The organism is Kordiimonas sp. UBA4487 (assembly GCF_002389025.1).
Lineage (GTDB): Bacteria > Pseudomonadota > Alphaproteobacteria > Sphingomonadales > Kordiimonadaceae > Kordiimonas > Kordiimonas lacus.
In genome coordinates this window covers 444,260-469,694 of record NZ_DGNR01000013.1, presented here as the reverse complement: position 1 = coordinate 469,694, position 25,435 = coordinate 444,260, and the positions used below count along the sequence as shown (strand labels likewise).

General features: G+C 56.6%; 25 protein-coding genes. 19 read left to right on the top strand and 6 right to left on the bottom strand.

The genetic code is table 11. From position 1 onward, the window contains the following. The first annotated feature begins 65 nt into the window (after positions 1 to 65). The 3 genes from gloB to B3Z17_RS13855 all read left to right on the top strand — a co-directional run bounded on the left by gloB (position 66) and on the right by B3Z17_RS13855 (position 4,147). Positions 66 to 833, top strand: a complete 768-nt coding sequence (gene gloB / locus B3Z17_RS13865; RefSeq protein ID WP_286830357.1) for a hydroxyacylglutathione hydrolase — start codon at positions 66 to 68, stop codon at positions 831 to 833. A 30-nt stretch (positions 834 to 863) separates the two neighbouring features. Further along, positions 864 to 2,954, top strand: a complete 2,091-nt coding sequence (locus B3Z17_RS13860) for a prolyl oligopeptidase family serine peptidase (protein WP_286830356.1) — start codon at positions 864 to 866, stop codon at positions 2,952 to 2,954. A 143-nt stretch (positions 2,955 to 3,097) separates the two neighbouring features. Next, entirely contained in the window at positions 3,098 to 4,147 is a 1,050-nt protein-coding gene (locus B3Z17_RS13855; protein WP_286830355.1) for a hypothetical protein, read from the top strand. Between the two features lie 3 nt (positions 4,148 to 4,150). Here B3Z17_RS13855 and B3Z17_RS13850 read toward each other — a convergent pair whose 3' ends face one another. After that, on the bottom strand, positions 4,151 to 4,813 hold the full coding sequence (locus tag B3Z17_RS13850) for a Fe2+-dependent dioxygenase (RefSeq protein ID WP_286830354.1): 663 nt from the start codon (positions 4,811 to 4,813) through the stop codon (positions 4,151 to 4,153). Positions 4,814 to 5,005: 192 nt separating this feature from the next. Between B3Z17_RS13850 and B3Z17_RS13845 the strand changes: the two genes are divergently transcribed. From B3Z17_RS13845 to B3Z17_RS13830, 4 genes are all read left to right on the top strand, one after another. Next, the gene (locus B3Z17_RS13845; RefSeq protein WP_286830353.1) at positions 5,006 to 6,403 is read left to right on the top strand and encodes a M20/M25/M40 family metallo-hydrolase; all 1,398 of its coding nucleotides are present in this window, start codon (positions 5,006 to 5,008) and stop codon (positions 6,401 to 6,403) included. A gap of 101 nt (positions 6,404 to 6,504) precedes the next feature. Then, on the top strand, positions 6,505 to 7,260 hold the full coding sequence (locus B3Z17_RS13840) for a DUF998 domain-containing protein (RefSeq protein ID WP_286830351.1): 756 nt from the start codon (positions 6,505 to 6,507) through the stop codon (positions 7,258 to 7,260). 74 nt (positions 7,261 to 7,334) lie between these two features. Then, positions 7,335 to 7,658 (top strand): ArsR/SmtB family transcription factor, encoded by a 324-nt coding sequence (locus B3Z17_RS13835; RefSeq protein WP_068302036.1) that lies wholly within the window; start codon positions 7,335 to 7,337, stop codon positions 7,656 to 7,658. Positions 7,659 to 7,720: 62 nt separating this feature from the next. Beyond that, positions 7,721 to 8,599, top strand: a complete 879-nt coding sequence (locus tag B3Z17_RS13830; RefSeq protein WP_286830349.1) for a sterol desaturase family protein — start codon at positions 7,721 to 7,723, stop codon at positions 8,597 to 8,599. Here the strand turns inward: B3Z17_RS13830 and B3Z17_RS13825 are convergent. The 3 genes from B3Z17_RS13825 to B3Z17_RS13815 form a co-directional block, all read right to left on the bottom strand. Further along, entirely contained in the window at positions 8,596 to 9,321 is a 726-nt protein-coding gene (locus tag B3Z17_RS13825) for a sterol desaturase family protein (protein WP_286830347.1), read from the bottom strand. The genes B3Z17_RS13830 and B3Z17_RS13825 overlap by 4 nt on opposite strands. 38 nt (positions 9,322 to 9,359) lie before the next feature. After that, positions 9,360 to 10,067 carry a uracil-DNA glycosylase gene (gene ung, locus B3Z17_RS13820; protein WP_286830346.1) on the bottom strand — a complete coding sequence of 236 codons (708 nt, stop codon included), beginning with the start codon at positions 10,065 to 10,067 and terminating at the stop codon, positions 9,360 to 9,362. A gap of 66 nt (positions 10,068 to 10,133) precedes the next feature. Next, entirely contained in the window at positions 10,134 to 10,823 is a 690-nt protein-coding gene (locus B3Z17_RS13815; RefSeq protein WP_286830345.1) for a hypothetical protein, read from the bottom strand. A 472-nt stretch (positions 10,824 to 11,295) separates the two neighbouring features. Here B3Z17_RS13815 and cysG point away from each other — a divergent pair, with 472 nt between their 5' ends. The 9 genes from cysG (at position 11,296) to B3Z17_RS13770 (ending at position 19,355) form a co-directional block, all read left to right on the top strand. Beyond that, complete coding sequence (gene cysG, locus B3Z17_RS13810) at positions 11,296 to 12,711, top strand: siroheme synthase CysG (protein ID WP_286830344.1); 1,416 nt, start codon at positions 11,296 to 11,298, stop codon at positions 12,709 to 12,711. Between the two features lie 16 nt (positions 12,712 to 12,727). Then, complete coding sequence (locus B3Z17_RS13805) at positions 12,728 to 13,060, top strand: DUF2849 domain-containing protein (RefSeq protein ID WP_068302024.1); 333 nt, start codon at positions 12,728 to 12,730, stop codon at positions 13,058 to 13,060. Between the two features lie 12 nt (positions 13,061 to 13,072). Next, complete coding sequence (locus B3Z17_RS13800; RefSeq protein WP_286830342.1) at positions 13,073 to 14,728, top strand: nitrite/sulfite reductase; 1,656 nt, start codon at positions 13,073 to 13,075, stop codon at positions 14,726 to 14,728. Next, positions 14,715 to 15,224, top strand: coding sequence for a DUF934 domain-containing protein (locus B3Z17_RS13795; protein WP_286830340.1), 510 nt, complete (start codon positions 14,715 to 14,717; stop codon positions 15,222 to 15,224). Before B3Z17_RS13800 ends, B3Z17_RS13795 begins: the two co-directional genes overlap by 14 nt. Then, entirely contained in the window at positions 15,221 to 15,973 is a 753-nt protein-coding gene (locus B3Z17_RS13790; RefSeq protein WP_286830338.1) for a phosphoadenylyl-sulfate reductase, read from the top strand. The genes B3Z17_RS13795 and B3Z17_RS13790 overlap by 4 nt, the downstream gene beginning before the upstream one ends. A gap of 120 nt (positions 15,974 to 16,093) precedes the next feature. After that, positions 16,094 to 17,017 (top strand): transcriptional regulator GcvA, encoded by a 924-nt coding sequence (gene gcvA / locus B3Z17_RS13785; protein WP_286830337.1) that lies wholly within the window; start codon positions 16,094 to 16,096, stop codon positions 17,015 to 17,017. Between the two features lie 5 nt (positions 17,018 to 17,022). Continuing rightward, complete coding sequence (locus B3Z17_RS13780) at positions 17,023 to 17,787, top strand: hypothetical protein (protein WP_286830336.1); 765 nt, start codon at positions 17,023 to 17,025, stop codon at positions 17,785 to 17,787. Between the two features lie 67 nt (positions 17,788 to 17,854). Next, positions 17,855 to 18,595: a GGDEF domain-containing protein gene (locus B3Z17_RS13775; protein ID WP_068302010.1), complete on the top strand. Its 741-nt coding sequence runs from the start codon at positions 17,855 to 17,857 to the stop codon at positions 18,593 to 18,595. 97 nt (positions 18,596 to 18,692) lie between these two features. Further along, a complete protein-coding gene (locus B3Z17_RS13770) occupies positions 18,693 to 19,355 on the top strand; it encodes a hypothetical protein (RefSeq protein ID WP_286830334.1) in 663 nt (220 codons plus the stop codon). A 3-nt stretch (positions 19,356 to 19,358) separates the two neighbouring features. Here the strand turns inward: B3Z17_RS13770 and B3Z17_RS13765 are convergent, their stop codons facing one another. Further along, the gene (locus B3Z17_RS13765; protein WP_286830333.1) at positions 19,359 to 20,093 is read right to left on the bottom strand and encodes a MipA/OmpV family protein; all 735 of its coding nucleotides are present in this window, start codon (positions 20,091 to 20,093) and stop codon (positions 19,359 to 19,361) included. Positions 20,094 to 20,479: 386 nt separating this feature from the next. Between B3Z17_RS13765 and B3Z17_RS13760 the strand changes: the two genes are divergently transcribed. Further along, positions 20,480 to 21,316, top strand: a complete 837-nt coding sequence (locus B3Z17_RS13760; RefSeq protein ID WP_286830332.1) for a LytTR family DNA-binding domain-containing protein — start codon at positions 20,480 to 20,482, stop codon at positions 21,314 to 21,316. Between the two features lie 48 nt (positions 21,317 to 21,364). Here the strand turns inward: B3Z17_RS13760 and B3Z17_RS13755 are convergent, their stop codons facing one another. After that, positions 21,365 to 23,989 (bottom strand): M14 family zinc carboxypeptidase, encoded by a 2,625-nt coding sequence (locus tag B3Z17_RS13755; protein ID WP_286830331.1) that lies wholly within the window; start codon positions 23,987 to 23,989, stop codon positions 21,365 to 21,367. Between the two features lie 141 nt (positions 23,990 to 24,130). On the opposite strand from B3Z17_RS13755, the gene B3Z17_RS13750 reads away from it, so the two are divergent. Further along, positions 24,131 to 24,421, top strand: a complete 291-nt coding sequence (locus tag B3Z17_RS13750) for an HNH endonuclease signature motif containing protein (protein ID WP_068301996.1) — start codon at positions 24,131 to 24,133, stop codon at positions 24,419 to 24,421. Positions 24,422 to 24,468: 47 nt separating this feature from the next. Continuing rightward, complete coding sequence (locus tag B3Z17_RS13745; RefSeq protein ID WP_068301993.1) at positions 24,469 to 25,395, top strand: alpha/beta fold hydrolase; 927 nt, start codon at positions 24,469 to 24,471, stop codon at positions 25,393 to 25,395. Positions 25,396 to 25,435: the final 40 nt, after the last annotated feature.

Here is a 25,435-nt window from a genome sequence, read left to right as displayed (position 1 = left end):
TGCAGTTTCTCAGTGGCAAGGTGCGCTCAGCACAGTTATAGTGTCGCCCGAAGTGGGAGTGACACATGCTTGAGATCGTTCAAATACCAGTCCTGAATGACAATTATGTCTATCTGATCCATGAGCCCAAGTCGGGCGATACGGCGGTTGTTGACCCGGCCGTCGAAGACGAGGTGGTCACGGAGCTTGAGAAACGCGGCTGGACGCTGACACATATCCTGAACACCCACCATCACTGGGATCATACAGGCGCGAACCTGGCGCTGAAGGAACGCTATTATGGGCTGAAAATCATTGGCCCCGCCGCTGAGCGCGAGCGCATACCCGGCCTTGATGTGGCCGTGGCGGAAGGCGACGAAGCCCACCTGGGCGACGTGGCGGCGGACGTCTATGACGTGCCGGGCCACACCAGCGGTCACATTGCCTATCATTTCAAGGACGATGATGCCCTTTTTTGTGGTGACACACTGTTCGCCATGGGCTGCGGACGCCTGTTTGAAGGCACGCCAGACCAGATGTGGCAGTCGCTGTCAAAGTTCCTCAGGCTGCCGGACGAGACCCGCGTTTACTGCGCCCATGAATACACCATGGCCAACGGCAAGTTTGCCCTGACGGTCGAGCCTGAAAACACCGACCTGAAGGCCCGCATGGCTGACGTGGAAAAGCTTCGCGCCGCTGGCACGCCCACCATCCCGACCACCATTGGCTTGGAGAAAGCCACGAACCCGTTCCTGCGCCCCATGAGCGAAAACATCCAGGAAACGGTGGACATGATTGGCGCACCGCTGCCGAAAGTATTCGCAGAAGTGCGGGCGCGGAAAGATAATTTCTAGATACAACAAGAAACGTCCAAGGGGGACACAATGAAATCAGTGACAGTAGGAGTGGTTATGGCTGCAGCCATCACGGCAGCTGTGGGCGCGGAGGATGATCCGTTCCTGTGGCTAGAGGAAGTTGAAGGCGACAAGGCGCTTGAGTGGGTGCATGAGCGGAATGACCATTCGCTCGGACTGCTGGAAAAAGACCCGCGCTTTGACGCCCTGCGCGACCGCGCGCTCAAGGACTATAACGCCAAGGACAAGATCGCTTATGGCCGCCTCACCGGCGGTGCGGTGCACAATTTCTGGCAGGACGAGACAAACGTCCGCGGCCTGTGGCGCCGCACCAGCCTGAAATCCTACAAATCGGGTGATCCCAAGTGGGTCGATGTCCTGGATTTCGACAAGCTGGCCGAAGAAGAAGGCGAAAACTGGGTCTATAAGGGGCGGAAATGCCTGGCACCCGATTTTGGTCGCTGCCTGATTGAACTGAGCCGCGGCGGCGGTGATGCCGTTGTGGTGCGCGAATTTGATGCCTTCACCAAACGCTTCGTCGATGGCGGGTTCGAGACTGAAGAAGCCAAGCAGGAAGTGGTTTGGGTGGACGCCAACACAGTGCTGATTGGCACCGATTTCGGCGACGGTACCATGACCGATTCCGGTTATGCCAACCAGATCAAGCTTTGGAAGCGCAACGAACCGCTTTCCATGGCCAAGCTGATGCATGAAGGCGACCGCAAGGACGTGGGCAGCTTCCCGTTCGCCAGCCACCGCCCCGACGGCACCTATGTTGGTGTTGTGCAGGCTCCGGACTTTTTCACCGAAGTGATCCACATCATGGATGGTGAGGGCGAAGAAGCTGAAATGCGCAAGCTGGCATTGCCGAAAGCAATCTCCTTCAAAGGCTTCTTTGCGGATATGATTATCCTGAAGATGCGCAAGGCATGGACTCTTGGCGCCAAAGAGATCAAACCCGGCTCACTCGTGTCCATCAAAGTGGTTGATGCCATCGCCGGCAGGCCTGAGTTGAGCCTGCAGGTAATTCTTGAGACCGGTGAAGGCAGTTCGATTGATGATGTAACCATCGGCCGTGACCGGATTTTCATCCCCGTCCTTGACGATGTGACTGGCAACCTGAAAGCTGCACGCCCGGATGCTTCTGGCTGGCAGGTAGCTGACATAGGCATGCCTGAAAACGGCAGCCTGAGCGTGGTAAGCGCGGATGACTGGACAGACGCAGCCTTTGTCAACTTCGAGAGTTTCCTGCAACCCGATACGCTTTACGTTGTTGAACGTGGCATGGCCCCTGAAGAAATCACCAGCCTGCCGACACGCTTCGACACCTCCAACCTGGTGACTGAACAGAAGTTCGCAACAAGCGCAGACGGCACCAGCGTGCCTTACTTCCTGATCCGCCACAAAGACACCAAGATGGACGGCAAGACGCCGACGGTCCTCTATGGTTATGGCGGGTTTGAGATTTCACTGACGCCTGGCTATTTGTCCGGCTTCAGCAAACTGTGGGTTGAAGAAGGCGGCGCTTACGCCGTTGCCAATATTCGCGGTGGTGGAGAGTATGGCCCCGGATGGCACCAGGCAGCGCTAAAGGAAAATCGCCAGTTGGCCTATGATGACTTTATCGCCGTGGGCGAAGACCTGATCAGCTCGGGCCTCACCAGCCCAGAGCATCTGGGCATTCGCGGCGGCTCGAATGGTGGCCTGCTGATGGGTGTCATGACCACCCAGCGCCCTGACCTCTGGAACGCGGTAATCTGTGCGGTGCCGCTTCTGGACATGATGCGCTTCCACACGCTTCTGGCGGGCGCGAGCTGGATGGGTGAATATGGCAATCCAGACATCCCGGAAGAGCGTGACTATATCCTGAAGTATTCGCCTTATCAGAACCTGGATGCCAACAAGGACTATCCGGAAGTGTTCTTCTACACCTCCACCAAGGATGACCGCGTGCACCCAGGACACGCCCGCAAGATGGCCGCGAAGATGCTGTCGATGGGCAAGCCGGTGATCTACTATGAGAACACGGAAGGTGGCCACTCAGCCGCCGCGAACCTGAAGCAGAAGGCCTTCACTGACGCCCTGCAGACGGTTTATGTCCTGAAGAAGCTGATGGACTGACAACAAACATGGCGGGAGGCGACATCATCGCCTCTCGCTTTTGCGGAACCAGTAAACCAACATCATATTGTGGTCTCGCCACTCCCCCCCTATCCTGCCGCCTGAACACATCCCCGCAACAAGCGATGGCCCCAAGGATGGCGATGCAGGATTTTTCCAACCTGATGGACAGCCCCAATCAATACCCATTTCAGGTGAACTGGGGAGCCGATCAGGTGTATTTGCTTGGCGCTGACCCGGCCTTTTACCAGGATGCCGCTTTCCTGGACCAACGCGCCATCCGCCCCGGCATGCAGGGCAGCTGGCAGGATTGGGATCAGGTAAGGGCAGAAGCCTTGGCCAGCAACGCATCGCCTCTTGGTCTGATTTTCCACATCGGGCACTGCGGCTCAACGCTCATTTCCCGGGCTCTGGGGCTTCTGAACGGCCTGTTTTGCCTGCGCGAACCGCTGCCCTTCAGGGATCTGGCCATGTCCTGGACGGACCGGACTGCCCCCTGGACCCAGAAAAACGAGGCAATGCTTCTGGAAGACATGGCGGCCCTGCGTGCGCTTTGGGCCCGCACGCCCGATGCGACAAGTACCAGCGTCATTAAGGCCACCAGCTTCTGCAGCATAATGGCTGCGCCATGGCTGGCGCATTTTCCAAAAGACCGAGCGGTGTGCCTGTCGATGGCACCTGAGGTGTATCTGGCCACGGTACTGGGCGCCCAGGCTTACATCACCGATCTCGCGGGTGGTGCCAAGCCGCGGATGGTCTCCCTCATGGAGGCCACAGGAACCGATCTTGCGCCGCTTTCATCCCTTTCGCCGGGCGAGCTGGCCGCCATGACATATCTGGCAGAAATGACCAACATGCAGCAGGCAGCCGACGTGGCAGGCGAAAGCATGCTGCGTGTGGATTTTGACCGCTACCTGAAAGACCCCGCCGAAACACTGATCGCGCTGAGTCAACATTTTGGCCACCCAGCCGGTGAACAGACTATCGCGACAGCCCTCGCAAACCCCGTGCTGGGGCGCTATTCGAAAGCCACGGACTATGCCTTTTCCGCGACCGACCGGCGCGACCGTCTGGCGGCGTCCCGCGCGGAAAACCGCAGCGAGATCGCCAAGGGCATGAATTGGCTGGTTAGTTTTGCGCGCACGCATGACCTTGCGGCAAATGCGCTCCGGGCTTTTGGTTATGCCAGCTGAAGGCTAGGTACCGCTCCACATGCGGGTCAGGTTCTGGCGTACATATTCAAGGCGCATCTGCTCGTCTGATCCCACCTTGGCGGCGTTCGCGTGCAGGAACTCGGTTAGTTCCACCAGAATCTCGCGCTGTTCCAGACTGCGCACCATGCTCTCAATGAAGGTGATGGACACAATGCGTTCCCCCTTCGTCACAGGCAGAACCTGATGGTAGGTGGTGCTGGGGTAAATGACCGCTGAGCCGGCCTTGCCCTTGATCTGCAGGTTTTTGTCCCCCAGACGCACATTCAGCTCGCCGCCTTCATAACTTTCCGGGTCTGACACAAATACCGTGCAGCTGATGTCTGACCGGATGGCGGGGCGATAGGGCAGTGTCGCGTTATCGATGTGCTCGCCGTAATTCATGCCAAGTTGATATTTCGTCAGCATCGGAATAGCCATGGACTTGGGAATGCAATAGTCGCGAAAATACTCATTCCTCGACAAGCCGGTCTGAACGATATTTGCGGCTTCCTTGTAGCCTTCATCTGAATGATCCGGCTGAAGATTGTTCTTCTTCGAGAAGCCCGGATTGCTGTGCCGCCCATCTTCAAACTTGATCGTTGAGGCCAACTGCTGCAGGCGCGCCACTTCCTCTGGCAACAGCAGGGGATCAATAATGTGAAACATGGGATGCTCTCCGACTTGCTGAACAGGCAAGGCCTAGCATGCCGGACTCTGGCATTCAATTGGACGAAAGTCGCATGGGAGTGCATTCAGCCAGGCAAACAACTTATACTCAGTCCCAGAATTTCTATGGTGTTCCTGAACGCTTGTTGAGCTAGGTTCTTTTTGAGTGAGGATAAAAGAGGGACGCCCAAAATGAAACTGACACTGACAGCAGTTGCCCTTGCGGCAACGCTTCTGGCATCACAGGCCCACGCCAGCCAGGATGCGCCCACCGCGCATGAACAGAAGGCACTGGAAATATACCGTACCGCCATTTCCATGCGCACAGCCGAAGGCTTTGGCAACGTGCCAAAGCTGGCCAACTATCTGGCTGCCGAATTCAAGGCCGCAGGCTTTGATGAAGCGGACATCCACATCAAGGACATGGGCGAAACCGCAGCGCTGATCGTACGCTACCGCGGCGATGGCTCGTCCGGAAAGAAGCCGATCCTGCTGTCCGCACATATGGATGTAGTGGATGCCCACCCGGAAGATTGGGAACGCGACCCCTTCACCCTTATTGAAGAGGATGGCTATTTCTTTGGCCGCGGCACCGCTGACAACAAGATGGGCATCACGTCTCTCACCAGCACTTTCCTGCGCCTGAAGGCTGAAGGTTTTGTCCCCACCCGCGACCTGATCATCGCTTTCTCGGGCGATGAGGAATCCGGCATGGTGACAACCAAGGCACTGGCTAATGACTTCCGCGACCTGACAGATGCAGAATTTGTGCTGATAGCCGACGCGGGCGGCGGGGCGCTGGCGGAGGACGGCAGCGTACTGAGCTACAATATGCAGGCGGCCGAGAAAACCTATGTCACTTTCGAGATGACCGTCACCAATCCAGGCGGCCATTCAAGCCGGCCCCGCAGCGACAACGCGATCTATGACCTCGCCGATGCCCTGAAGAAGATTCAGGCGTACCAGTTCCCGGTGAGTTCCAGTGAATTGACCCGCACTTTTTTTCGCAAGTCTGCCGATCAGGCTGAAGGGGATCTGGGAAAAGCCATGGCGAAGTTCGCCAAGAACCCCAATGATGCTTGGGCGGTCAAAACCCTGCGGTCCTACCCCGAGTATGTCGGCACCACGGGCACCACATGTGTGGCAACGATGCTGAAAGCCGGACATGCAGAAAACGCCCTGCCCCAGACGGCCACGGCGACTGTGAACTGCCGGATTTTCCCCGGCGCTGGTGTCGATAACACTCTCAACACCCTGAAGGAGGTCGTAGGCAACCCGGCCATCAACTGGACAGTCATCTATGAGCCGACAGAAAGCCCGGCTTCACAGCTGCGAGACGATGTAATCGGCCCACTGACCAAGGCCGTTCATGCCCTGCATCCCGGTGTTGAAATCGTGCCCTATATGGAATCAGGTGGCACCGACGGCATGCATTTCCGCGCGGCCGGCATGGACAGCTACGGCGTATCAGGCATCTTCATGAAGGGCAGCGACGTCTATGCCCACGGCCTGAATGAGCGCCTTCCCGTCAAGGCCTTCTATGACGCGCTGGAGCACTGGCACATTCTGCTAACAGAAATCGCAGGATAGCGTTTTGCGACACAGGCAATCGCCCGATTGGCGGTTGCCTGCATTCCGTGTATTATACTCTTCGTTCAGAGTGCTTCGACACATGAAACGGGGAGGTTTCCATGGCGAACTCTGACGGATTAATCCTACATTATATGAGCATGCGGCGGGCCATAGGCCGGCTGGGGCTTTTGTTCCCCATCATCCTGGTTGTGGGCAGCATTCTCTTCGGGGACATGGCCAACCTTGGTGGCGATATCATGCGCCTGTCGATCAGCCAATATTATCATTCGCCCATGGGCGATGTGTTCGTTGGCGTCTTGTGCGCCGAAGCCATTTTTCTCTATGCCTACCAGGGTTATAAAGACACACCCGAACAGGCCGCCAGGCGACCCTGGTATTATATTTCCGACAATGCAGCAGGCAATATCGCCGCAGTGGCGGCAGCGGGCACTGCCATCTTCCCCACGCTTGAAACCAAAGACGTGTTGGCCGGCATCCCTTTCGGCATCTCAAGCTATCTGCACTGGTTCTTCTCGCTTCTCTTCTTCCTGATACTGGCCTACTTCTGTCTGTGCCTTTTCACCAAATCCTCTGATGCGGAACCGACCCTGCAGAAGCGCCGCCGCAACAAGATCTACCGCCTGTGCGGCTGGACCATGCTGTCCATGATCGGGCTGGGCGCTGTGTATCTGATCCTGGGGAAATATATTCTCAGCACCGAACAGATCGCCGCGATCGAGGCCTACAGCCCCACGTTCTGGCTGGAGACAATCTCGGTCTGGGCGTTCGGGCTCTCCTGGTACGTCAAGGGCGAAGCCATCCTCAAAGACATGCCCTATGAGGAAGAAGAAGCTGAAGCAGAACCAGCCGGCTGACCCGGCTCATCTGCGCGCAAAAGGCAATCATCCTCCCCTTGACATTACGTGCATAAATATGCACATAAAATGTCATGAACGCAGAAACTGAAGTCAACACCCTGTTCGAACAGATGGATTCGACCTTCTTCAAGGCACTGGCTGAGCCCGTGCGCATTGAGATTTTGAAGAAGCTTATCATGGTGCGTGAAGCAGACATCCACACCATCGCGAAAGACCTGCCGCAGGACCGCAGCGTGATATCGCGCCATCTGTCGATTTTGGAAGAAGCCAAGGTTGTCAGCATGCGAAAAGACGGGCGCCACCGCATTTACACCATTCAGGGTGATCAGTTTATCGAACGGTTCGAAGCCATCACCCAAACCATTAAACGCTGTATGGCACTGGACTGCTGCTGACACTTTTTTTACCCATATAAGTGCATTAATGTGCATATATGCATTAAAAAGGATAGACCGCTATGGAGATCAATGAACAGCTTCCCCTCTATGCCGTTGTGGGGTTCATGTTGCTTTTTGGATTGGCCGAGTTGTTCACCGGGCTTTATGGCAGACTGAAACGCCGACGCGATGACTGGTTGATCGATATCATCAGCATCGGCCAATTCACCATGCTGATCAATCCCGGCATTGTTCTGGCAGTTGCCTTCATTGGCAGCATGGTGCTGCCCGACTATCATGGTGCCCTTACCGGCCTACCCTTTTGGGCCGCTTTCCTTCTCGTCGCCCTGCCGGATGATTTCCTGCATTATTCCTATCACCGGGCCGCCCATGAGTGGCCCCGGCTGTGGCCCTGGCACCGGACCCACCACACCAGCCCGACCTATAATGTTTCCATTATCTTCCGGGAAAACTGGCTGTGGCTGACATTCCAACCCGGCGCCTGGTGGGGCGCTTTCATGGTCTATCTGGGCCTTGGCGAGGCATTCCTTTTGAATGCTGCGATCGTTGGCGCCCATAATGTCTGGCTGCATAACGGACTGGATTTTGACCAGAAACTATACCGGCTCCCCGTCATCGGGCGGCTGTATCACTGGAGCGAATATCTGATCAACAGCCCGGGGCTGCACCGGGGCCATCACGGTCTTGGCGAAGGCGGTGTGCCCTTTGGCAACTATGGCCAATTGCTGTCGGTCTGGGATGTGCTGTTGCGTACGGTCGAGTTTCACAAGGACAAGCGCCCCGCCTACTATGGCACCATCAAGGAAGATCTCGATAGCTGGCAAAGCCAATTATGGTGGCCGTTCGTGAAATCCGACCGGCCCGGAAGCGACATCGGCACAGCAGAAGCCAAGATGATGGAAGCGCCGCTTACCACAGCGGCAGACAGAATCTCTTAGCCATCAACGTCCTTGAGGAGAAGCATATCTCGGATTCGAAGCTCTTTGCTTTTGTCAAACCCACAGGCGAATTGGTTCTTTTTCGGGTTTACAAAAGTACCGAACATGAGATCCCAGATCGGAAGACCATAGTTTTGTGCGTGATGACCGGCCTGATGATGCACCCGGTGCATTTCTGGACGCTGGACAAAGTAGCCGACCCATTCTGGGGACCGCGTGTCCGAATGGATATAGATATTATAGAGCGCAGCGATTAGAAGCGCTGCTGCCGCCACATCCACACCGGCACCAAACAACCAGAATGCAACGCCGACATTAAGAACATTTGCCGCAAACCCGTCAAATGGGTGCACATAAAAAGCCGTCAGGGCCTCAATCCTTGCCGGGCTATGGTGAAGCTGGTGAAACACGCGCCACAACAGGTCATACCTGTGTGTAGCGCGGTGCCACCAGTAGGCAATTAGGCTGGCAGCGAGAAACACCAGAAAAGCTGCTACAACAACAGGTATTCCGGGGTCTAAATGAAAAACCGCGTTCGCAGCGAACCAGTCACTAAATAAATACCCCGCAGCCAATGCCACAACGATTTGAAAGCCGCTGATTGCCCCCGCATATATCTGCCAGCGCTTATCGCAGTCGTTGCCCGAAGCCGGAGCGATCACCTCAAAGGTGAAAACCACAACAAAAGTGACGAAAATAATAAAGTAACCTGCCAGTTCCATCCCATCCCCCGCTGGCCAATTCTAAGCAGCCACGTACGCTAGAGCAATCCCAATTGCTCTCCCGGTGTGGTGATGGGGGCTAGCTGCCAGTTGATTGGCGCCTTGCCCTGCGCCGTCAGATAGTCATTCGCTTTGGAAAAATGCCCGCAGCCGAAGAAGCCGCGATAGGCCGACAGTGGTGACGGGTGCGGGCCTTCAAGCACCAGATGCCGATCCTTGTCGATCCCGGCGCCCTTCTTCTGGGCATAGCCGCCCCACAGAATGAAAACGATTCCGTCATGGGCCTCGTTCAATACCTGGATCACCCGGTCGGTGAACTTTTCCCAACCCTTGTTCTGGTGGGCGCCGGCGTTCGCGGCCTCCACCGTCAGGACGGCATTCAGCATCAACACACCCTGTCTGGCCCAGCCTTCCAGAAAGCCGTGCCCCGGATGTGTGACTCCCAGGTCTTCTTCAAGTTCCTTGTACATGTTCCGTAAGCTTGGCGGCACATCCACCCCCGGCTGCACCGAGAAGCTGAGCCCATGCGCCTGACCGGGGCCGTGATACGGGTCCTGCCCGATGATCACTACCTTTACCGCGTCAATCGGCGTCACCTCAAGCGCGTGAAAGATGTTTTCCTCAGCCGGATAAATGGTTTTCCCTGCAGCCTTTTCCGATTGCAGGAAGGCCGCAAGCGCCCGCATATAGTCTTTGTCAAATTCGGTGCCGAGCGCTTTTTGCCAGCTGGCTTCATGGATATGCATACTGTGTTCCCCTGATCAGATGCCCTTCATACACATTGGCCCCGATCAAGGGAACAGGGAGATTACCTATCCCAGCAGCCAGTGGGTGAACGCCGCCCACGCCTCGGTTGGCCCGATGATAAAGAAGGCAGCGTAGCGGGCCGTCAGGACGGCAAGCGCGACCCAGGAAACCTTGTGAACTTGCCCCAGTGTCCGCCGGTCATAGATACACATGGCCGCGATCAGGCCAAAATGGAACAGCATGCCAATGGGCGGGAACCCAAGCGTAAACCCAAGCCGTCCGGTTGCCGGGTCCATCATCATGATGCCGACCAAAAGCATCAGCCGTTTGTGCGTTTCGGGCACCTTCCGGTTCATGATCGCCAGCGTGTAATAGACCACGAAGATGGTGATATCCATCAGCGGAAGCATAATGAATTGCTCAGGCGAAAACGGTGTTGCACTGGCGTCACCGCGGGCGAACACCTCGCCCGTCACCACAACGCCGGAGGCCAACATGATCAACGCCAGCCCCACACTGGCCTGCCCAAGCTTCATATGTTTCTTGAGGTTTTTCGCCCGCACAAGTGACGCCTGATAGGTAAATAGCGCGAGCCAGGCGAAGAAGCTGATGCCGTGGGCCACCAGCGCCATGCTCATTGTCCCGCCACTAGCGAAACGTGCATACATGAACGGTGTGAAACCAAGAATGGATAGCAGGATCAGGGCAAGGCCCATCCCCACATAAAAACGACGACCAGTCTGACTGGACCCCATGATTTGTCTCCCCTTTTCCCCGCAGGAAAAGCTGCCAGAATTCCGCTCCCTTGCCAATTGGGAACTTGTTGTTTTGACGCTGGAGACAGGCTATTTCACCTGGCCCCACCGGAATCAGCGGCGAAAATATTTCCACAAAAGCCGACCCACAAGAGTGACTTTAGATTACCTGAGCAAAAATCGTCTAAACACTGGTATTTCATTCCTGTGCATTTCCTTCGCCGTATATTCTACTGAACCAAAATTCTCAAACCGAGCGTTTCCATATAACTCAAAAATTAGAATTTAATTTTTTATCAAGCGCAATATCACCATTATTTGAGTATAAATTTTCTACTGATACCCCTAAATTCTTCTCGTTTGTTTCGCTGGGCAGCTGCGCCTATGTATGAAACCACTGAAGAAGCACCTTTCAACCCCTGGCAGGATTTGAAGTTGAAGGGTGCAAGATTGACGCGAGGAGTATAGGGCCATGTCGAGCATCCCTGTTTTTTTGACCGCTGAAAAGCATCACATCCTGATCGTTGGCGCCACATCGGCGGCAATGGCGAAGGTTGGCCTGTTCACGCCAACCGCAGCCCGCATCAGTGTGATTGCCCCAGGTGCGACGGACGCGCTCAGGGAAGCCGGGTTGTTGCCTGAAGACACAGGCCGCGACCTGCTGGTTCACGATCGTCCGTTCACGGAAGATGACCTCCGGGGCAAAACGCTTGTTTATATCGGCGCCGATGACGAGATCACAGAAGAGCGTATCCTTCGGCTCGCGAACACCCGCAATCTGCCGGTCAATGTGATCGACAAGCCAGCCAAATCGAATTTCACCACGCCAGCTCAGTTCGCCCGCGGGCCGCTGCAGGTGGCTTTCTCTTCCGGGGGTGACGCGCCTGTATTCGTGCGCCGCCTCCGTAGCAGCCTTGAGAAACTCCTGCCCCCTTCTCTTGGCGTGCTTGCTGCTGCGGCGGGCGCTGTCCGGGCTCGCGTCAAAACCATCATCCCTGACGGAACCCGCCGCAGACTATTTTATGATCGCCTCTATGATAACGCCAGCACCTATGCCGACCTTGACCAGGATGAGGTAGAGCGCCTGGTGCTTGAGGCCGCGAAAAGCCACCGCGTGGGTGCGACCACCGGCCAGGTGCAGCTTGTTGGCGCAGGCCCCGGTGACCCGGATCTGCTGACCATCAAAGCGCACCGCGCGCTGCAGCAGGCAGACGTAATCGTTTATGACCGGCTGGTGAGCCGTGACGTGTTGGCGCTCGCGCGCCGCGACGCAGACCTGATCTTCGTTGGCAAGCGCGAAGGCGACCACGGCATCGGCCAGGACGGCATCAACCGCGTGATTGTTGAAGAGGCCCTCAAGGGCCGCCGCGTTGTGCGCCTGAAGGGCGGCGACCCGCTGCTGTTTGCCCGTGCTGGTGAAGAACTGGACGCGCTTCGCGCCCACGACATTCATGTTGAGGTGGTGCCCGGCATCAGCGCCTTTCAAGGCATCGCCGCCACCACCCAGATCCCGCTGACAGACCGCGCGCATGCAAGCTCTATCACTCTTGTCACCGGCCACCTGAAGGACGGCGCTTACAAGGATTGGGCGCGCCTCGCAGGCGACGGTCAGACACTGGCGATCTACATGGGTGTGAAAGGGGCACCAAAGATTTCGGCAGGCCTGATTGGTGAAGGCGTCAAGGCATCCACCCCTGTGGCTGTGGTTGAAAATGGCACCCGCGCCAACGAACGCCGCTTCTACGGCACGCTTGAAACGCTGCCTGAAGTTGTTGCCAAAAATGATGTGAAAAGCCCAGCACTGCTGCTGATCGGTGATGTGGTCTCGAACGCCGCTGATCTTGCCTGGGCCGCAAAAGAATCCGGTCGCCTGCAGGCAACCGCGTAACTGTCAGGAGTTAACGATGGCTAGAAAAATCAAAGGGCCACAGATGATTGTCGCGAACCGCCTTCTGGACGGTCGCGTGGTATTCATGAAAGCCGACGGCACTTGGTCCGCCGTTGCAGGCGACGCCGCTGTCGCCGCTGATGAGGCTGGCGTCGAAGCACTTGAAGTGCTGGCGCAAAAATCCGCAGACGAAAATTACGTGCTGTCGATCGAGGTGATCGACGCCACAGAGCGCGACGGTAAACCGTTCCCCGCTCATATGAAATTCGCCATGCAGGCAAAGGGCCCAAGTGTGCGCCCGGATCTGGGTTACCAGGTTTCGCCGGCATGGGAACAAACCGACCTTTAAGGACGATCAGACATGTATGCTTACGATAAATATGATCATGCCCTTGTGAACTCCCGCGTTGCGGAGTTCCGCGACCAGGTTGAGCGCCGCGTGAAAGGCGAACTGACGGAAGAAGAGTTCCGCCCGCTGCGCCTGATGAACGGCCTGTACCTGCAACTGCATGCCTATATGCTGCGCGTTGCCGTGCCCTACGGCACGCTTTCGGCCGACCAGATGCGGACGCTGGCGCATATCGCGCGCAAATATGACAAAGGCTATGGCCATTTCACCACACGCCAGAACATCCAGTATAACTGGCCGAAGCTGTCTGACACACCGGACATCCTGCAGGAACTGGCTGACGTGGAAATGCACGCCATCCAGACATCCGGCAACTGTATCCGCAACGTGACGACCGACCAGTTCGCGGGCGCGACCGCCGACGAGATCGCTGATCCACGCCCTTATGCCGAACTGATCCGCCAGTGGTCCAGCTTCCACCCGGAATTCTCATTCCTACCGCGGAAGTTCAAGATTGCCATCACGGGTGCGGACATCGACCGCGCTGCCGTGAAATGGCACGACATTGGCCTGGTGGTGAAAAAGAACGACGCAGGTGAAGTAGGCTTCGAAGTTCTTGTGGGCGGCGGCATGGGCCGGACGCCGGTAATCGCGAAAACCATCCGCGACTTCCTGCCAGAGAAAGATCTTCTGAGTTACTTGGAAGCCATCCTGCGCGTTTATAACGAGCAAGGCCGCCGCGACAATAAATACAAGGCGCGGATCAAAATCCTCGTGGACGCTCTCGGGGCAGACGAATATGCCCGCCAGACGGAAGAAGAGTGGCAGAAGATCAAAGACCTGCCGATCGACTTCCCGGCAGAAGAGGCAGCTCGCATCAAGGCCTTCTTCGCGCCGCCACCGCTTCAGGTGCTCGAAGACAATGTTCCCGCCGTTGATGAGCTGGCGAAGAAGAACTTCATCTTCGGCGCATGGCTCAAGAACAACACCAACCAGCACAAGGTGCCTGGCCACGTGAATGTGACGATCAGCCTGAAGCCGCACGGCGGCATTCCGGGTGATGCCACGGCCGAGCAGATGGAACTGGTCGCAGCACTGGCTGACGAATATAGCCAGGGTGAGCTACGGATCAGCCACGAGCAGAATCTGATCCTGCCGCATGTGGCGAAGAAAGACCTGCCAGCCATCTGGACAGACCTTGATGAAGCTGGCCTGGGCATCCCGAACGCGGGCCTCTTGACCGACATGATCGCCTGCCCTGGGCTGGACTATTGCTCGCTCGCGAACGCGCGGTCGATCCCGCTGGCGCAGGAACTCGGCAAGCGTTTCGACGACTTCAAGCGGCTGCAGGATATCGGCCCACTGAAGATCAAGATCTCCGGCTGCATCAACAGCTGCGGACACCACCACGCAGGCCATATCGGCATCCTGGGTGTGGACCGCAAGGGCGAGGAAAACTATCAGCTGCTGTTGGGCGGTTCGGGCGCAGAAGACGCATCCAAAGCCGCGATCCTCGGCCCGGGTTTTGACGAGAATGGCATCATCGACGCCATTGAAAAAGTGGTCGCTGTTTATCTTGGCGAACGCACCGACGGCGAAGAATTCCTGGCAACATACCGCCGGGTGGGCCCAGACGTATTCAAGGAGGCTGTTTATGGCACTCGTTAATCTGACAGGCATCCAGGCAGGGGACTTCACTGTTCTCGCTGAAGACCAGACCCCGGCAGAGGGTGCGACTGTTGCTGTACCGCTCTCACGCCTACGGGACGAAGGCGACGACTTCTTCAAGCTCGCAGGCCCGGTCGGTGCGGTGCTGGCCACAGACACCAACTATACCGACCTCGCGCCACTGATGAACAAGCTGGCCTTTGTCGTGATCGACTTCCCGGCATTCGGCGATGGCCGCGGCTTTTCCCTTGCTGTGCGGCTTCGGAAGGATCTGGGCTTCAAGGGCGAAATCCGCGCCACCGGCCCAGTGATCCCGGATCAGGCCCTGTTCCTGCTGCGCGCAGGCTTTGACACGGTCGAGGTGAGTGACGCACGCGAGGCCGCCTTCAAGGCTGCCCTTAAGCGTTTCGATACCTTCTACCAGACAGACTATACCGGCCAGGTTTCGCTCGCGCATGCCCGCCACGGTAAAAACCAGGAGAGGAAAGCATCGTGACCGCTGCCCCCGCCTTGAAGACTGCTGATTTTTTTGATCCGCTCACGGCAGTGGATTATCTTGACGCGCGCTACGCCAACGTGGAGCCGGAAGAGGTGATCGACGGAGCGCTCAAATATTTCGGCCGCCGCTTCGCGCTGGTGTCTTCCTTCGGGGCGGAATCGGCTGTGCTGTTGCATATTGCGTCCCAGGTGTCGAAAGACATCCCGGTATTGTTCCTGGACACTGGCAAGCTGTTTGGCGAAACCAAGCGCTACCGGGATCAGTTGATTGACCTGCTGGGCCTCACCGACGTGCGCTCCATCTCACCTGACGTGAATGACACGCAGCGGGAGGACCCGAAAGGTGCCCTCTGGAACCAGAACCCGAATAAATGCTGCTATATCCGCAAGGTGGCGCCCATGGCGCGCGTGCTGGAGGGCTTCGAGGGCTGGGGCTCTGGCCGCAAGCGTTACCAGGGGGGCGTTCGCAGCCTGCTGCCACATTTCGAGGCATCTGACGGACGCGTGAAAGTGAATCCACTGGCGTTCTGGACCAAGGATGATGTGCTTGACTATAAGGAGCGCGTGGACCTGCCAGACCACCCGCTGGTGTCTGAAGGCTTCGCGTCCATCGGCTGCATGCCTTGTACTGACCGCGTATCAGACGGCGAGGACGAACGCGCGGGACGCTGGCGTGGCCAGGCCAAAACCGAATGTGGCATTCACTTAAGCTTGGCTGAGAACAGCCGCATTCTATCCAAGGGTTAACCTGACCGGAAAGTCCAGATTTCCGGTCAAAAAAATCCCCAATTCATCAAGAAAATCTTTGCTCTTGTGTCACAAGTGCCTATGATGCGGTGATTAAGTTTTTCTAACGCAGGTTTGTTTATGAAGCGCTCGCTGTTACCTTTGAATGCCCTCCGTGCTTTCGATGCTGCCGCCCGTCATATGAGCTTCAAGCTCGCCGCCGATGATCTGTCGGTGACGCCTGCAGCCATCAGCCAGCAGATCCGCTCGCTTGAGGATTTCCTGGGGGTAGAACTGTTTCGTCGCACCAACCGGTCACTTGTCCTAACAGAGGCCGCGCAATTGTCGCTCGCCCCCCTCAAGGAGGGGTTTGAGCGCATGGAAGAGGCTGTCGATATCCTGACGGAATCGAAAACCTCCAATGTGTTGAAGGTCAGTGTGTCGCCATCCTTCGCCAGCAAGTGGCTGGTGCCGAGGCTCGCGAGCTATTATGAGCGGCGCCCGGATGCGATCGTGAAAATCTCCGCCACCATGCAGATCACCGACTTCAAGGCAGAGGATGTCGATATCGCCATCCGTTATGGCCTGGGCAACTATACCAGCCTCTATGAAGAGGAAATCCTGCGCGAAACGGTTTTCCCAGTGTGTTCGCCCAGCCTCTTTGAAGGCAAGAGCGTGGCCACGACGCCAAGCGATATCCTCAGCCACACGCTGATCCATGATGACAGCACGGCGGAGGACGACAGCGTCCCTACCTGGACCATGTGGATGAAAGCTGCAGGAATCGAGATGCCCGACGGCATGCCGGCGCTGCACTTCAACAACCACGCACTGGCAATTGAAGCTGCGGTTGCAGGGCGCGGCGTGGTGCTGGCGCGCTCCGCCATTGCAGAAGAGGACCTGAAGGCTGGGCGGCTCATCAAGCCGTTTGGCGAAGCCGTACCGATTAACTTCGCGCACTATATTGTCTGCCCGGAAGACAAGCTGAAGAACGAACGCGTTCAGGACTTCATCGACTGGCTGCGTAGCGAGACCGGCAACAAGGCCCCTGCGGAAGAAGAGTAGGCCCCATGAAACAAATGCTGTGCTGCCTGATTGCCCTTTATGTGCTCGGCGGCGCTGCTTTTGCCCAGGCGAATGTACCACCATCCGATAGCGCCTCTGAAAACTGCCTCAAACTTGGCGCAGATGAGACACTTGGCCCTCACTATCCCGCTTACGAGCAGCTCATTACCGATCTGTACAAGCGCGCCGGGTTGTGCGCCATCTCCATAGCCATGACTCCCAAACGCATTGAGCAATTAATGGCGAATGGCGAACTGGACGGCGACTGGTTCCGCCCCTCCGAATATATCGCCACGCGCGGCCTTGAGCAGCAGATCGTACCCCAGGCCGTCTTCGGCCTTGAAGCCCGCATGATCTGGCTCAAGGACACTGGTTTCTCGGGCGACCCAGCCGACCTCAACGGTCTGACCGTCGGCTACCGCGCCGGTTTCAGGTGGCTTGAAACCCATATTCCCCTGATGGGCGGTAGGCCCTTTGCCATCTCTGGCGGCAGCCAGGTAAAGGCACTTCTGGAACATGGCCGCATCCATGTGTATGCCACCAGCAGCGCCCATGAACCCAACATCATCGACGCGTTCGGCGACAGCGCTGACCGGCTGACGAGCAAGCGCTGGGCTACCGAACCCTTTTACCATTTGCTGCAGCCCCGCCACGCCGACAAGATCCCTGCCCTGACAAAAGCGCTGAAGGACATGATCCAGGACGGCGATATGCAACGGCACCTCACGATGCCGGGCGTGATTGCCGTACCGCTCAGACCTGAAAACTAAAGGTTGGTATCACAACTGGACCGCGCTAAAAGCGTCCGAGGGAAATGGGAAACCGAAGGGAAGCACCATGCATTACCGGCATGCACTTTCAAGTCGCACAGCACGCCGGGTGATCTTCAGGCGGACGCTGCAGGGCATGATCATGGGCAGTGGCGCCCCACTTGGTTGGGCAGTCATTCAAATATTCCGCGGTGTTGACCTACAGACAGACATCCCAGCAAATCTACCGCTCTATCTGTATATGCTGTTTGGCACGATGCTGGTATTCAGCGCCTTCGGTTTCTATGTGGGAAAACAGGAAGGCCTGATGCGACAGCGCTCGCTCCGGGATTCCCTGACAGGACTTTATAATCTCAGGCACTTCCGCGACCGGTTGGACGCCGAAGTGATTAACGCCCGCCGTCACGAAACACCTTTGTCGCTCATCTTTTTCGATCTGGACCATTTCAAAAAGGTCAACGACACCTATGGCCACGCCGCCGGAGACCTGGTCCTTGTTGCTGTGACAGAATCTGTCGCGTCAGCCCTGCGCCAGAACGAGCTTTTTGCCCGTATCGGGGGTGAAGAGTTTGCAATTCTTCTGCCTCAAACGTCGCTCGACCAAGCCGCACAGCTTGCGGAACGGCTTTTGGACGTTATCCATGACCTGTCTATATCCATTGATGACGAAAGAAAGATCACAACAACAATGTCGCTCGGCGTCGTTATGCTGAAGCCTGATGAAGACGCCAAATCTATCTCGGAACGCGCAGACGAAGCCATGTACCAAGCCAAACGCTCCGGTCGTGACCGGGCCTTCACTGCCTAAAACATCCGGATCTCCAAAACTGCACATGCATTCCCCATTCAACCTTTGTTTACATTTTTACACTAAGTAAATAACCATTACCTTGGGGGAACAAGCCATGACCAAAGCCATCATTCAGGGCCTTTTCATTTTAACATTGATCATCGGTGTCAGTATTGCAGAGGCCTTGATGCCGCTTGCAATACCAGAAACACAGGCGGTCAACCGGTTCTACACCCCCGATGGAATGAAAGGCACTTTAACCGGATGGCAGGAATGCCGTGCCGCCGGGCTGAAAATGGAAAAGGGCCGTAGCGACCGCCAGATCATGGGGCATTGCACAAACGGCTATGCCGTCGCTCAAAGTGCACCTGTTCGCTTTTCCGACATCCGCACACATGATGAAGCCAGCGCTTGCGCTTTCAGCTTGGATTTCGATAACAAACCATACCGGCGCTTCCTGTCCGCCACTATCAGCAACAGGGACAAGGGGGTTTATGTCGCGCGCGTGGGTTTAAAGACTGCTAACCCTCTTAATCTGACCGACAAGGTCAGCAACATCATCGATGTCTGGCTGGAGCCTGGCGCCAAGCAGCATCGCTGCCTTGGCATTGTTTTCAGATTTGAAACAGAAGCCGAAGCGCATCGGTTCGACACCGCTATCGCTAGCGCCAAGATTGAGCTGCTTGGCGTCTACGGCGTATCAGACAAGCCTGCCGAGCTGCCCGAACAGCCCAGCAAGCCCTCATTTGGCAAACTGCCCGACGCCACCAACGCCTGACTCCTAGAAGTTATAGGCAACCCCTAGCCCGAACGTCAGCATATAGCGCTTGTCGATAGCTGGACTGATGCTGATATCCTTGTCCAGAAAGGTGGCGTTTGAGAATGCGATCATGTTCACGCTGTCGCTCAACTGATACACCGCTGTGACACCGGCCTCAAAATTCAGCGCTTTGGTATTTGGCTGGAACACCGGCAGGATCACATCCCGATCCTTTTCAATCATCTTGGCTTGCTGCTCGGCTGTGGTGCCCCAAAGGTAATTGGTCAGGTCTTCATTTTGCCAGCTAACACCCACACTTGGTGTGACGAACAGCTTGTCTGACGTGAAGGTGTAGCTGTAACCCGCCTTCAGCTCCATGCCACTAGAAGTGTCCGTTGCGTCATGCAGGCCTGTGGCCGACAGTGTACCAAAGGAGCCCGAAAGGCTTGCCCTGAGGCCAAGGTCCGCAGTGACCTTGTTACGGCTGGAGCCCGGCAACATCCGCGCCGACCCGATCACATCCAGGGAAAAGCCCGCATCTGCATCTTCTGCCGGCTTCAGCAGGTGGAAGCCCAGCTCCGTACCCTCAATGAAGAAGCGGTCGCCCCTGTAGGCAATATAGGGGAAGGCGTTGAATTCACCATCCTCAAGGGCGAACGGGCTGGTGCTATAAAGCCCAATGCCGCCAACTGACCATTTCGGCGGACCGCCTTCCTGGGCGCTTGCACCCGTGCAGGCCAGCACGGCACCAGCCATTCCAACTCCAAACAATCTCGCTTTCATCATCGTGACTTCCTTTTTTTGTCATCCATGTGCCCGCTTCAGATGACACGCGCCAATCCCACAAGGCATAACCCTATCAACGCACACAACCCCACAAGGGCCAATACCAGATAGTAAGCTTTGTGTTTCATGGCCTGCGCCTCCCGAACAACAACGCTACCTTGTTTATGCAGGCGAGAGCCGTCAAAACCTGTTACGCGAAATTGCCAATTCAGATCATGAATTTGCTGCACCTGGCCAACCTGTGCATTCGCGCGTCGTGAAATTACCCGCCGCTGCAAGTCGTGCCGCTTGCGCTCATTTTCGACCCGGCTATGATGCCGTCGCATTAGGGAAGCGACAGGTATGAGGCAACAGACGTGACGCAGGATGAGCTTTTCGCCTTTTGGGGCACCAAGGTCCCCAAAATAGAATTGCAAAAGACCACGATGATGGGCGCTTGCGGCCTGATTCTGGCTTTCATCGCGCCCTATGACACGTCTGATATGCCGTCAGGTCTGTGGCGTGTCCTTTATTGGGTCAGCCTTTTGCTGTTGGGCTCCGTGCTTACAGGGCCTGTTGCGCGTTTCAGCTTTCCGAGGATCATGAAGTACACCAAATCGCCGGGGTTGCTTCTGGCAGCCTATGCCATGGCCCTCTCGGCGCCCGTTTACCTAATGGTCGTCGCCATCGACATCTATTATCATTCTGTCAGGCATACCGGAGCGGGACCGACGGTCGACTATTATATCAAGTTCCTGACCCATGAGGACCTGAGCGCCTGGGATCTCATCATCTGGTATTTCCAGGTTTCGATCATCACCTTCATGGCGAACGCCGCGATCAGCATGGTCGTGCATATCACCCGCCCAAAGCCCGCCCCCGAACAGAAAGGCCCGCCGCCAGGGTATCTGTTCCTGCGCCGCCTTCCCGCCCCGCTTGGACAAGGCCTGCTGTGTCTGCAGATGGAAGACCACTATATTCGGGCCTACACAGACAAAGGCGATACGCTGGTTCGCATGCGACTGAAGGATGCCGTGGCCGAACTGGAAGGCTTTGGCGGCTTGCAAGTACATCGGTCCTGGTGGGTCGCGCTGGACATGATTGAGAGCGTCAGGAAAGACGGTCGCCGACATCTGATCCACCTCAAGGGCGGCATGACAGTGCCGGTTTCAAAAACATTTGAAGGCAGCCTAAGGGAGGCTGGTTACCTATAGAAAAAGGGGCCGCGAAAGCAGCCCCTTCTCCAGGTCAAAACCTATCCTTTATTCCTCGACAGCCTGCTCATCGGCCTCATCCGCATAGGAGCGGTCGAAAGCTGTTGAGAAAAACAGCGCATTCAGGAAAAGCTTTTCCGTTGCCAGATAGGTCGCCCGGAAATTCGGGTTATCAGCAAACAGGATAACAGCCCCATCCCCCAAGCGCTCAGCGGTCATCATGGGCGTGCCCTTGAGTTCACCGATCCGACGGTCTGACGCGTAACCTGACAGCAGCGGGCTATCTGAATAGACAGCCACCTGGGCATAGGGGTCCTTCGGCACAGGCAGCTTCGTGCTGGTATTCTTGTTCGACGCCACCATGCGCCGAACCAGACCAAAGCCCATCGGATGCGTGATATCCAGATCGCTTTCAAATAGCGCGCCGCCAATCACATGCTCGGCGTCCTTCTGGCCTTTGTCAGCGTAGGCAAGGCGTTCCGGCGTTGCGTCATCCTTCTTGTCGGCTTTCTTGTCTTTCCCCGTGATATATTTGGCCGCCCAGTCAGCCCCCTGGCGGGATGCAACGATGGTACCGCCCGCCTTCACCCAGGCCTTCAGGTCTGAGGCCATGTCTTTTGGCAGCACATCACCACGGCCACCCACAAGGATAAGATGGGTATAGCGGCGCATATCGACACCCTTCAGCCGGTCCTGGCGCACCAGCGTCACCGGCATATTCATCCGGTGATCCAGAAGGTGCCATACCTCACCCGCGTCATAGGATGACATCTTGCCGCCCACCACCAGAAGCGGTTTTACCGCCTTGAGGTCCGCGACAGAATTCCGCCCACCAAGGTCCGCGCCCGCGTCCAGCGTGTGGCCGGATGTAGCTGCGTGGATTTGAAGATAATTCTCTGCGCCAACCTCCTTAAGTAGCGCATGCATTTCCTCGATCGGCATGGTCTGCAGGTCACGCTGGACAATGATGGCGCCCCGATCAAAAGATACGACGCCACCTGCAGTCTGCAGGCGGATTGGCTCTTTCGACACGCGCGCCATCACACCGGCTTCCAACAGCCGGGCCACCGCGCGTGGTGCGTAATAATCAGACCAATGGAAGACATAGGCATAGGGTGCAATGTCTGACGGGAAGCTTGGCTTCAGCATGGCCACATCCGAAGGAACATCCGCGAGTTTACCGCGCAGGCTTGCTTCCACTGGTGCATAGTCAAGACCATAAGCCAGCGGCAGCGTCCACCCTGATACATCATAGAAAACCTTGTCCGGAAATTCGGTGATGCGGTTAAAGAGCGCCTTGGCCATCCGGTATTGGGTTTGGTTCATCGGAACCACGAAGCTGTCTTCGCCAAACGTCTTGCCACCCGCGCGCAGGCTAGCTGACAGCTTATAAGCCGTCACGTCATGCCGCTTCAGAAGCGCCAGGAATTTGACAACACGCATCGGGTCTTCCGGTGCGCGGAAAACATAGCCTGTTACATCATCATCTTTCGCAGCCGCCATGGCAGTTTCATAGAACTCGCGCTGGTAAGCATGCAGTTTGGTGCGCATGGCCGCAGCGCCGTCTATGGTCGAAAGGCTGGTCAGGAAATGATTGCGGATATTTTTCGCATAGGTCTTGATGCCCTGGTCGCTTTCGCGCGCGATACCCATCTGGGCACCGGCTTCAAACAGGATTCCCAGAGACCCATTGACCTGCGGATAGGTTGACCCCTTGCCGATATAATAGTTATCGAACCCTTCTTCAGAGAAATAGAGAGACTTTTCCTGATCGAGCGATTTCTGGTGATAGCCGGCTATTTCCACCAGAAGCTCGCGTCCCTTGGCAGGAATCAGCGGGTATTTGCGTGTTGGCACGCCTGGGTGGAAATAATAAGTGCTGTTCGGGCCCATCTCGTGGAAATCAGCCGACACCTGAGGTTTCCATTTGTGCCACTGTTCTAGCCACGCCCGGCTTTCGGGCTGGGTCTGCAACAGCCACTGGCGATTGAGGTCGAACCAATAGTGGTTCGTACGGGCACCCGGCCAAACCTGATTATGCACTTCATGCTCAGGGTCTGTCGCCCGTACTTCAGAGCCATACTGGGTAACCCATGCGCCGCGGCGGGCGTGACCGTCCGGGTTGAAAATGGCCGTGATAAGGATCACGCTGTTCTTCAGCGTCTCACCAATCTTGTCGCCGCGGGCCGCCGCCAGGTGGTAAAGCGCGGGAACTGCCGCGTCCATGCCGCTTGCTTCGGCGCCGTGCACCCCATAATTCAGCCAGGTAACAACCGGCAGGTCGTCCGATGCCTGGTCTGCGGTTTCCGGATTGCTTCTGAGCAGATGGTTCGCGCGAATATCGTCAAGCCGTGCCAGGTTTTCAGGGCTGGAAACTGTAATGAACAGGATCGGGCGGCGTTCGTGGCTGTAGCCGATTGTCTCCACCATCATGCGTGGGCTGGCGGCCGCGAGCTCGTGGATATAGGAAACCATAAGGTCGTGACGAATCGGCTGATCGCCAATATCGTGGCCAAACACTTCCGCCGGCTTCAGCACCGCCTGGTCATAATCCGTGCCGGTCACAAGATAATAGTCGAGCGGCTCGGCAAAAGCGCTGCCGGCGAGAAGAATCACACCCAAACCGGCGCGCATGCTGGTGCTGGCCAAACGGCTGACGAATTTCCTGATCATCCCTGTCCCCTGTTTTACATTTGCTTTGGCGCATCATACGCAACACGCTGGCTGACATCCAGCCATGCCGCGAATTATAGTGCAGCGCCATGCCCCCCATGCGGGCTTTATAAATCTCTCACTCGGTATACATATAGAGCAATGGAAGAGAAAAACACATGTCCGTTATGTGATCGCCCATTCGGCCAAGCCGTTGAAATGCATCACCTAATTCCGAAAAGCCAGGGCGGACGGGACACCATTCCGCTGCATCCGATTTGCCACCGCAAGATTCACGCCCTATTTAACGAGAAAGAGCTGGCACGACGCTTCTCAACCATTGAGGCTCTGCGGCAATCGGAGGAAATCAGCCTGTTTATCCAGTGGCTGAAGGGCAAACCCGCCGATTTTTACCGCAAGACGAGACCAAAAGGTGGCAAAAGGCGCCGTTAGAGGGTATGTCCCCGCCAGCGATAAAGATAAATGGGCTGGATGGAAACATGCAACACGCGCCAATGACGCTCGAAAAATGGAGCAAGTGCGGCAAGTATTTCGAGTGGCAGGATCACCATGTTTACTACCAGCGTGGCGGTAGCGGTGAAGTGCTGCTGACTTTGCACGGCTTCCCCACATGCAGTTGGGACTGGGCGTGGGTCGCCAGGGACCTGATCAAAGACTTCCACATGATCGTTCCAGACCTGCTGGATTACGGCCGGTCGCTGAACAGCCGGAAAAAGACGTGTTCTATCATGGATCAAGCAGACATGCTTGAGGCCCTGATGGCCCACCGCGAAGCTGGCGAAGCCCATATCCTGGCGCACGATGTCGGCGACACAGTCACCCAGGAACTGCTGGCACGCCAGAATGAAGGGAAGCTTTCCTTCCGCATCAAAAGCGTGCTGTTCCTGAATGGTGGTATGCTGCCACATCTGCACCGGCCGCGTACTGTCCAGACTCTTTTGGCTGGCAAGGCTGGGCCACTGATCGCGCGGTCCGCAAGCAAGAAGAAGTTCCTGACAGGCTTTGCAGACGTGTTCGGCCCGAACACGCGGCCTTCTGGTGCATTGCTTGAAGAATTCTGGCCCGCCATGCTGGGTGTGAACGGTCGCGGCGCCTTTGCCCGCCGCATCCGCTATATGCATGAACGCCTGGAACACGCCAACCGGTGGGTCGGTGCCCTCAAGCAAACCATCGCGCCCATGATGTTGATCAATGGGCTGGCGGACCCGGTATCGGGCGCCCACGCGGCTGACGGCATTGAGCGTGAAATCGGCATGAAAGTGGTTCGTCTGCCTGGCATTGGCCATTTTCCGCAGATCGAAGCACCTGAGACGATCGTTGAACTGGTTCACCAGTTCCAGGACTGCATTGTGAAGAATGGCTATGTTCAGCCGTCCCCGCTAAAGCATTCTGCCTGGGTAAAGTAATATAAAGATTTCTTTATATTTAAATTGCTGATATAAGCCT

Coding starts and splice junctions, on each gene's coding strand:
- B3Z17_RS13815 (WP_286830345.1), bottom strand. CDS start 10,823: ATGGGGTCCAGTCAGACTGGTCGTCGTTTTTATGTGGGGATGGGCCTT.
- B3Z17_RS13830 (WP_286830349.1), top strand. CDS start 7,721: ATGGAGATCAATGAACAGCTTCCCCTCTATGCCGTTGTGGGGTTCATG.
- gcvA (WP_286830337.1), top strand. CDS start 16,094: ATGAAGCGCTCGCTGTTACCTTTGAATGCCCTCCGTGCTTTCGATGCT.
- B3Z17_RS13805 (WP_068302024.1), top strand. CDS start 12,728: ATGGCTAGAAAAATCAAAGGGCCACAGATGATTGTCGCGAACCGCCTT.
- B3Z17_RS13775 (WP_068302010.1), top strand. CDS start 17,855: ATGCATTACCGGCATGCACTTTCAAGTCGCACAGCACGCCGGGTGATC.
- B3Z17_RS13855 (WP_286830355.1), top strand. CDS start 3,098: ATGCAGGATTTTTCCAACCTGATGGACAGCCCCAATCAATACCCATTT.
- B3Z17_RS13860 (WP_286830356.1), top strand. CDS start 864: ATGAAATCAGTGACAGTAGGAGTGGTTATGGCTGCAGCCATCACGGCA.
- B3Z17_RS13780 (WP_286830336.1), top strand. CDS start 17,023: ATGAAACAAATGCTGTGCTGCCTGATTGCCCTTTATGTGCTCGGCGGC.
- B3Z17_RS13840 (WP_286830351.1), top strand. CDS start 6,505: ATGGCGAACTCTGACGGATTAATCCTACATTATATGAGCATGCGGCGG.
- B3Z17_RS13835 (WP_068302036.1), top strand. CDS start 7,335: ATGAACGCAGAAACTGAAGTCAACACCCTGTTCGAACAGATGGATTCG.
- B3Z17_RS13745 (WP_068301993.1), top strand. CDS start 24,469: ATGCAACACGCGCCAATGACGCTCGAAAAATGGAGCAAGTGCGGCAAG.
- cysG (WP_286830344.1), top strand. CDS start 11,296: ATGTCGAGCATCCCTGTTTTTTTGACCGCTGAAAAGCATCACATCCTG.
- ung (WP_286830346.1), bottom strand. CDS start 10,067: ATGCATATCCATGAAGCCAGCTGGCAAAAAGCGCTCGGCACCGAATTT.
- B3Z17_RS13850 (WP_286830354.1), bottom strand. CDS start 4,813: ATGTTTCACATTATTGATCCCCTGCTGTTGCCAGAGGAAGTGGCGCGC.
- B3Z17_RS13755 (WP_286830331.1), bottom strand. CDS start 23,989: ATGATCAGGAAATTCGTCAGCCGTTTGGCCAGCACCAGCATGCGCGCC.
- B3Z17_RS13750 (WP_068301996.1), top strand. CDS start 24,131: ATGGAAGAGAAAAACACATGTCCGTTATGTGATCGCCCATTCGGCCAA.
- B3Z17_RS13845 (WP_286830353.1), top strand. CDS start 5,006: ATGAAACTGACACTGACAGCAGTTGCCCTTGCGGCAACGCTTCTGGCA.
- B3Z17_RS13825 (WP_286830347.1), bottom strand. CDS start 9,321: ATGGAACTGGCAGGTTACTTTATTATTTTCGTCACTTTTGTTGTGGTT.
- gloB (WP_286830357.1), top strand. CDS start 66: ATGCTTGAGATCGTTCAAATACCAGTCCTGAATGACAATTATGTCTAT.
- B3Z17_RS13770 (WP_286830334.1), top strand. CDS start 18,693: ATGACCAAAGCCATCATTCAGGGCCTTTTCATTTTAACATTGATCATC.
- B3Z17_RS13765 (WP_286830333.1), bottom strand. CDS start 20,093: ATGGCTGGTGCCGTGCTGGCCTGCACGGGTGCAAGCGCCCAGGAAGGC.
- B3Z17_RS13800 (WP_286830342.1), top strand. CDS start 13,073: ATGTATGCTTACGATAAATATGATCATGCCCTTGTGAACTCCCGCGTT.
- B3Z17_RS13795 (WP_286830340.1), top strand. CDS start 14,715: ATGGCACTCGTTAATCTGACAGGCATCCAGGCAGGGGACTTCACTGTT.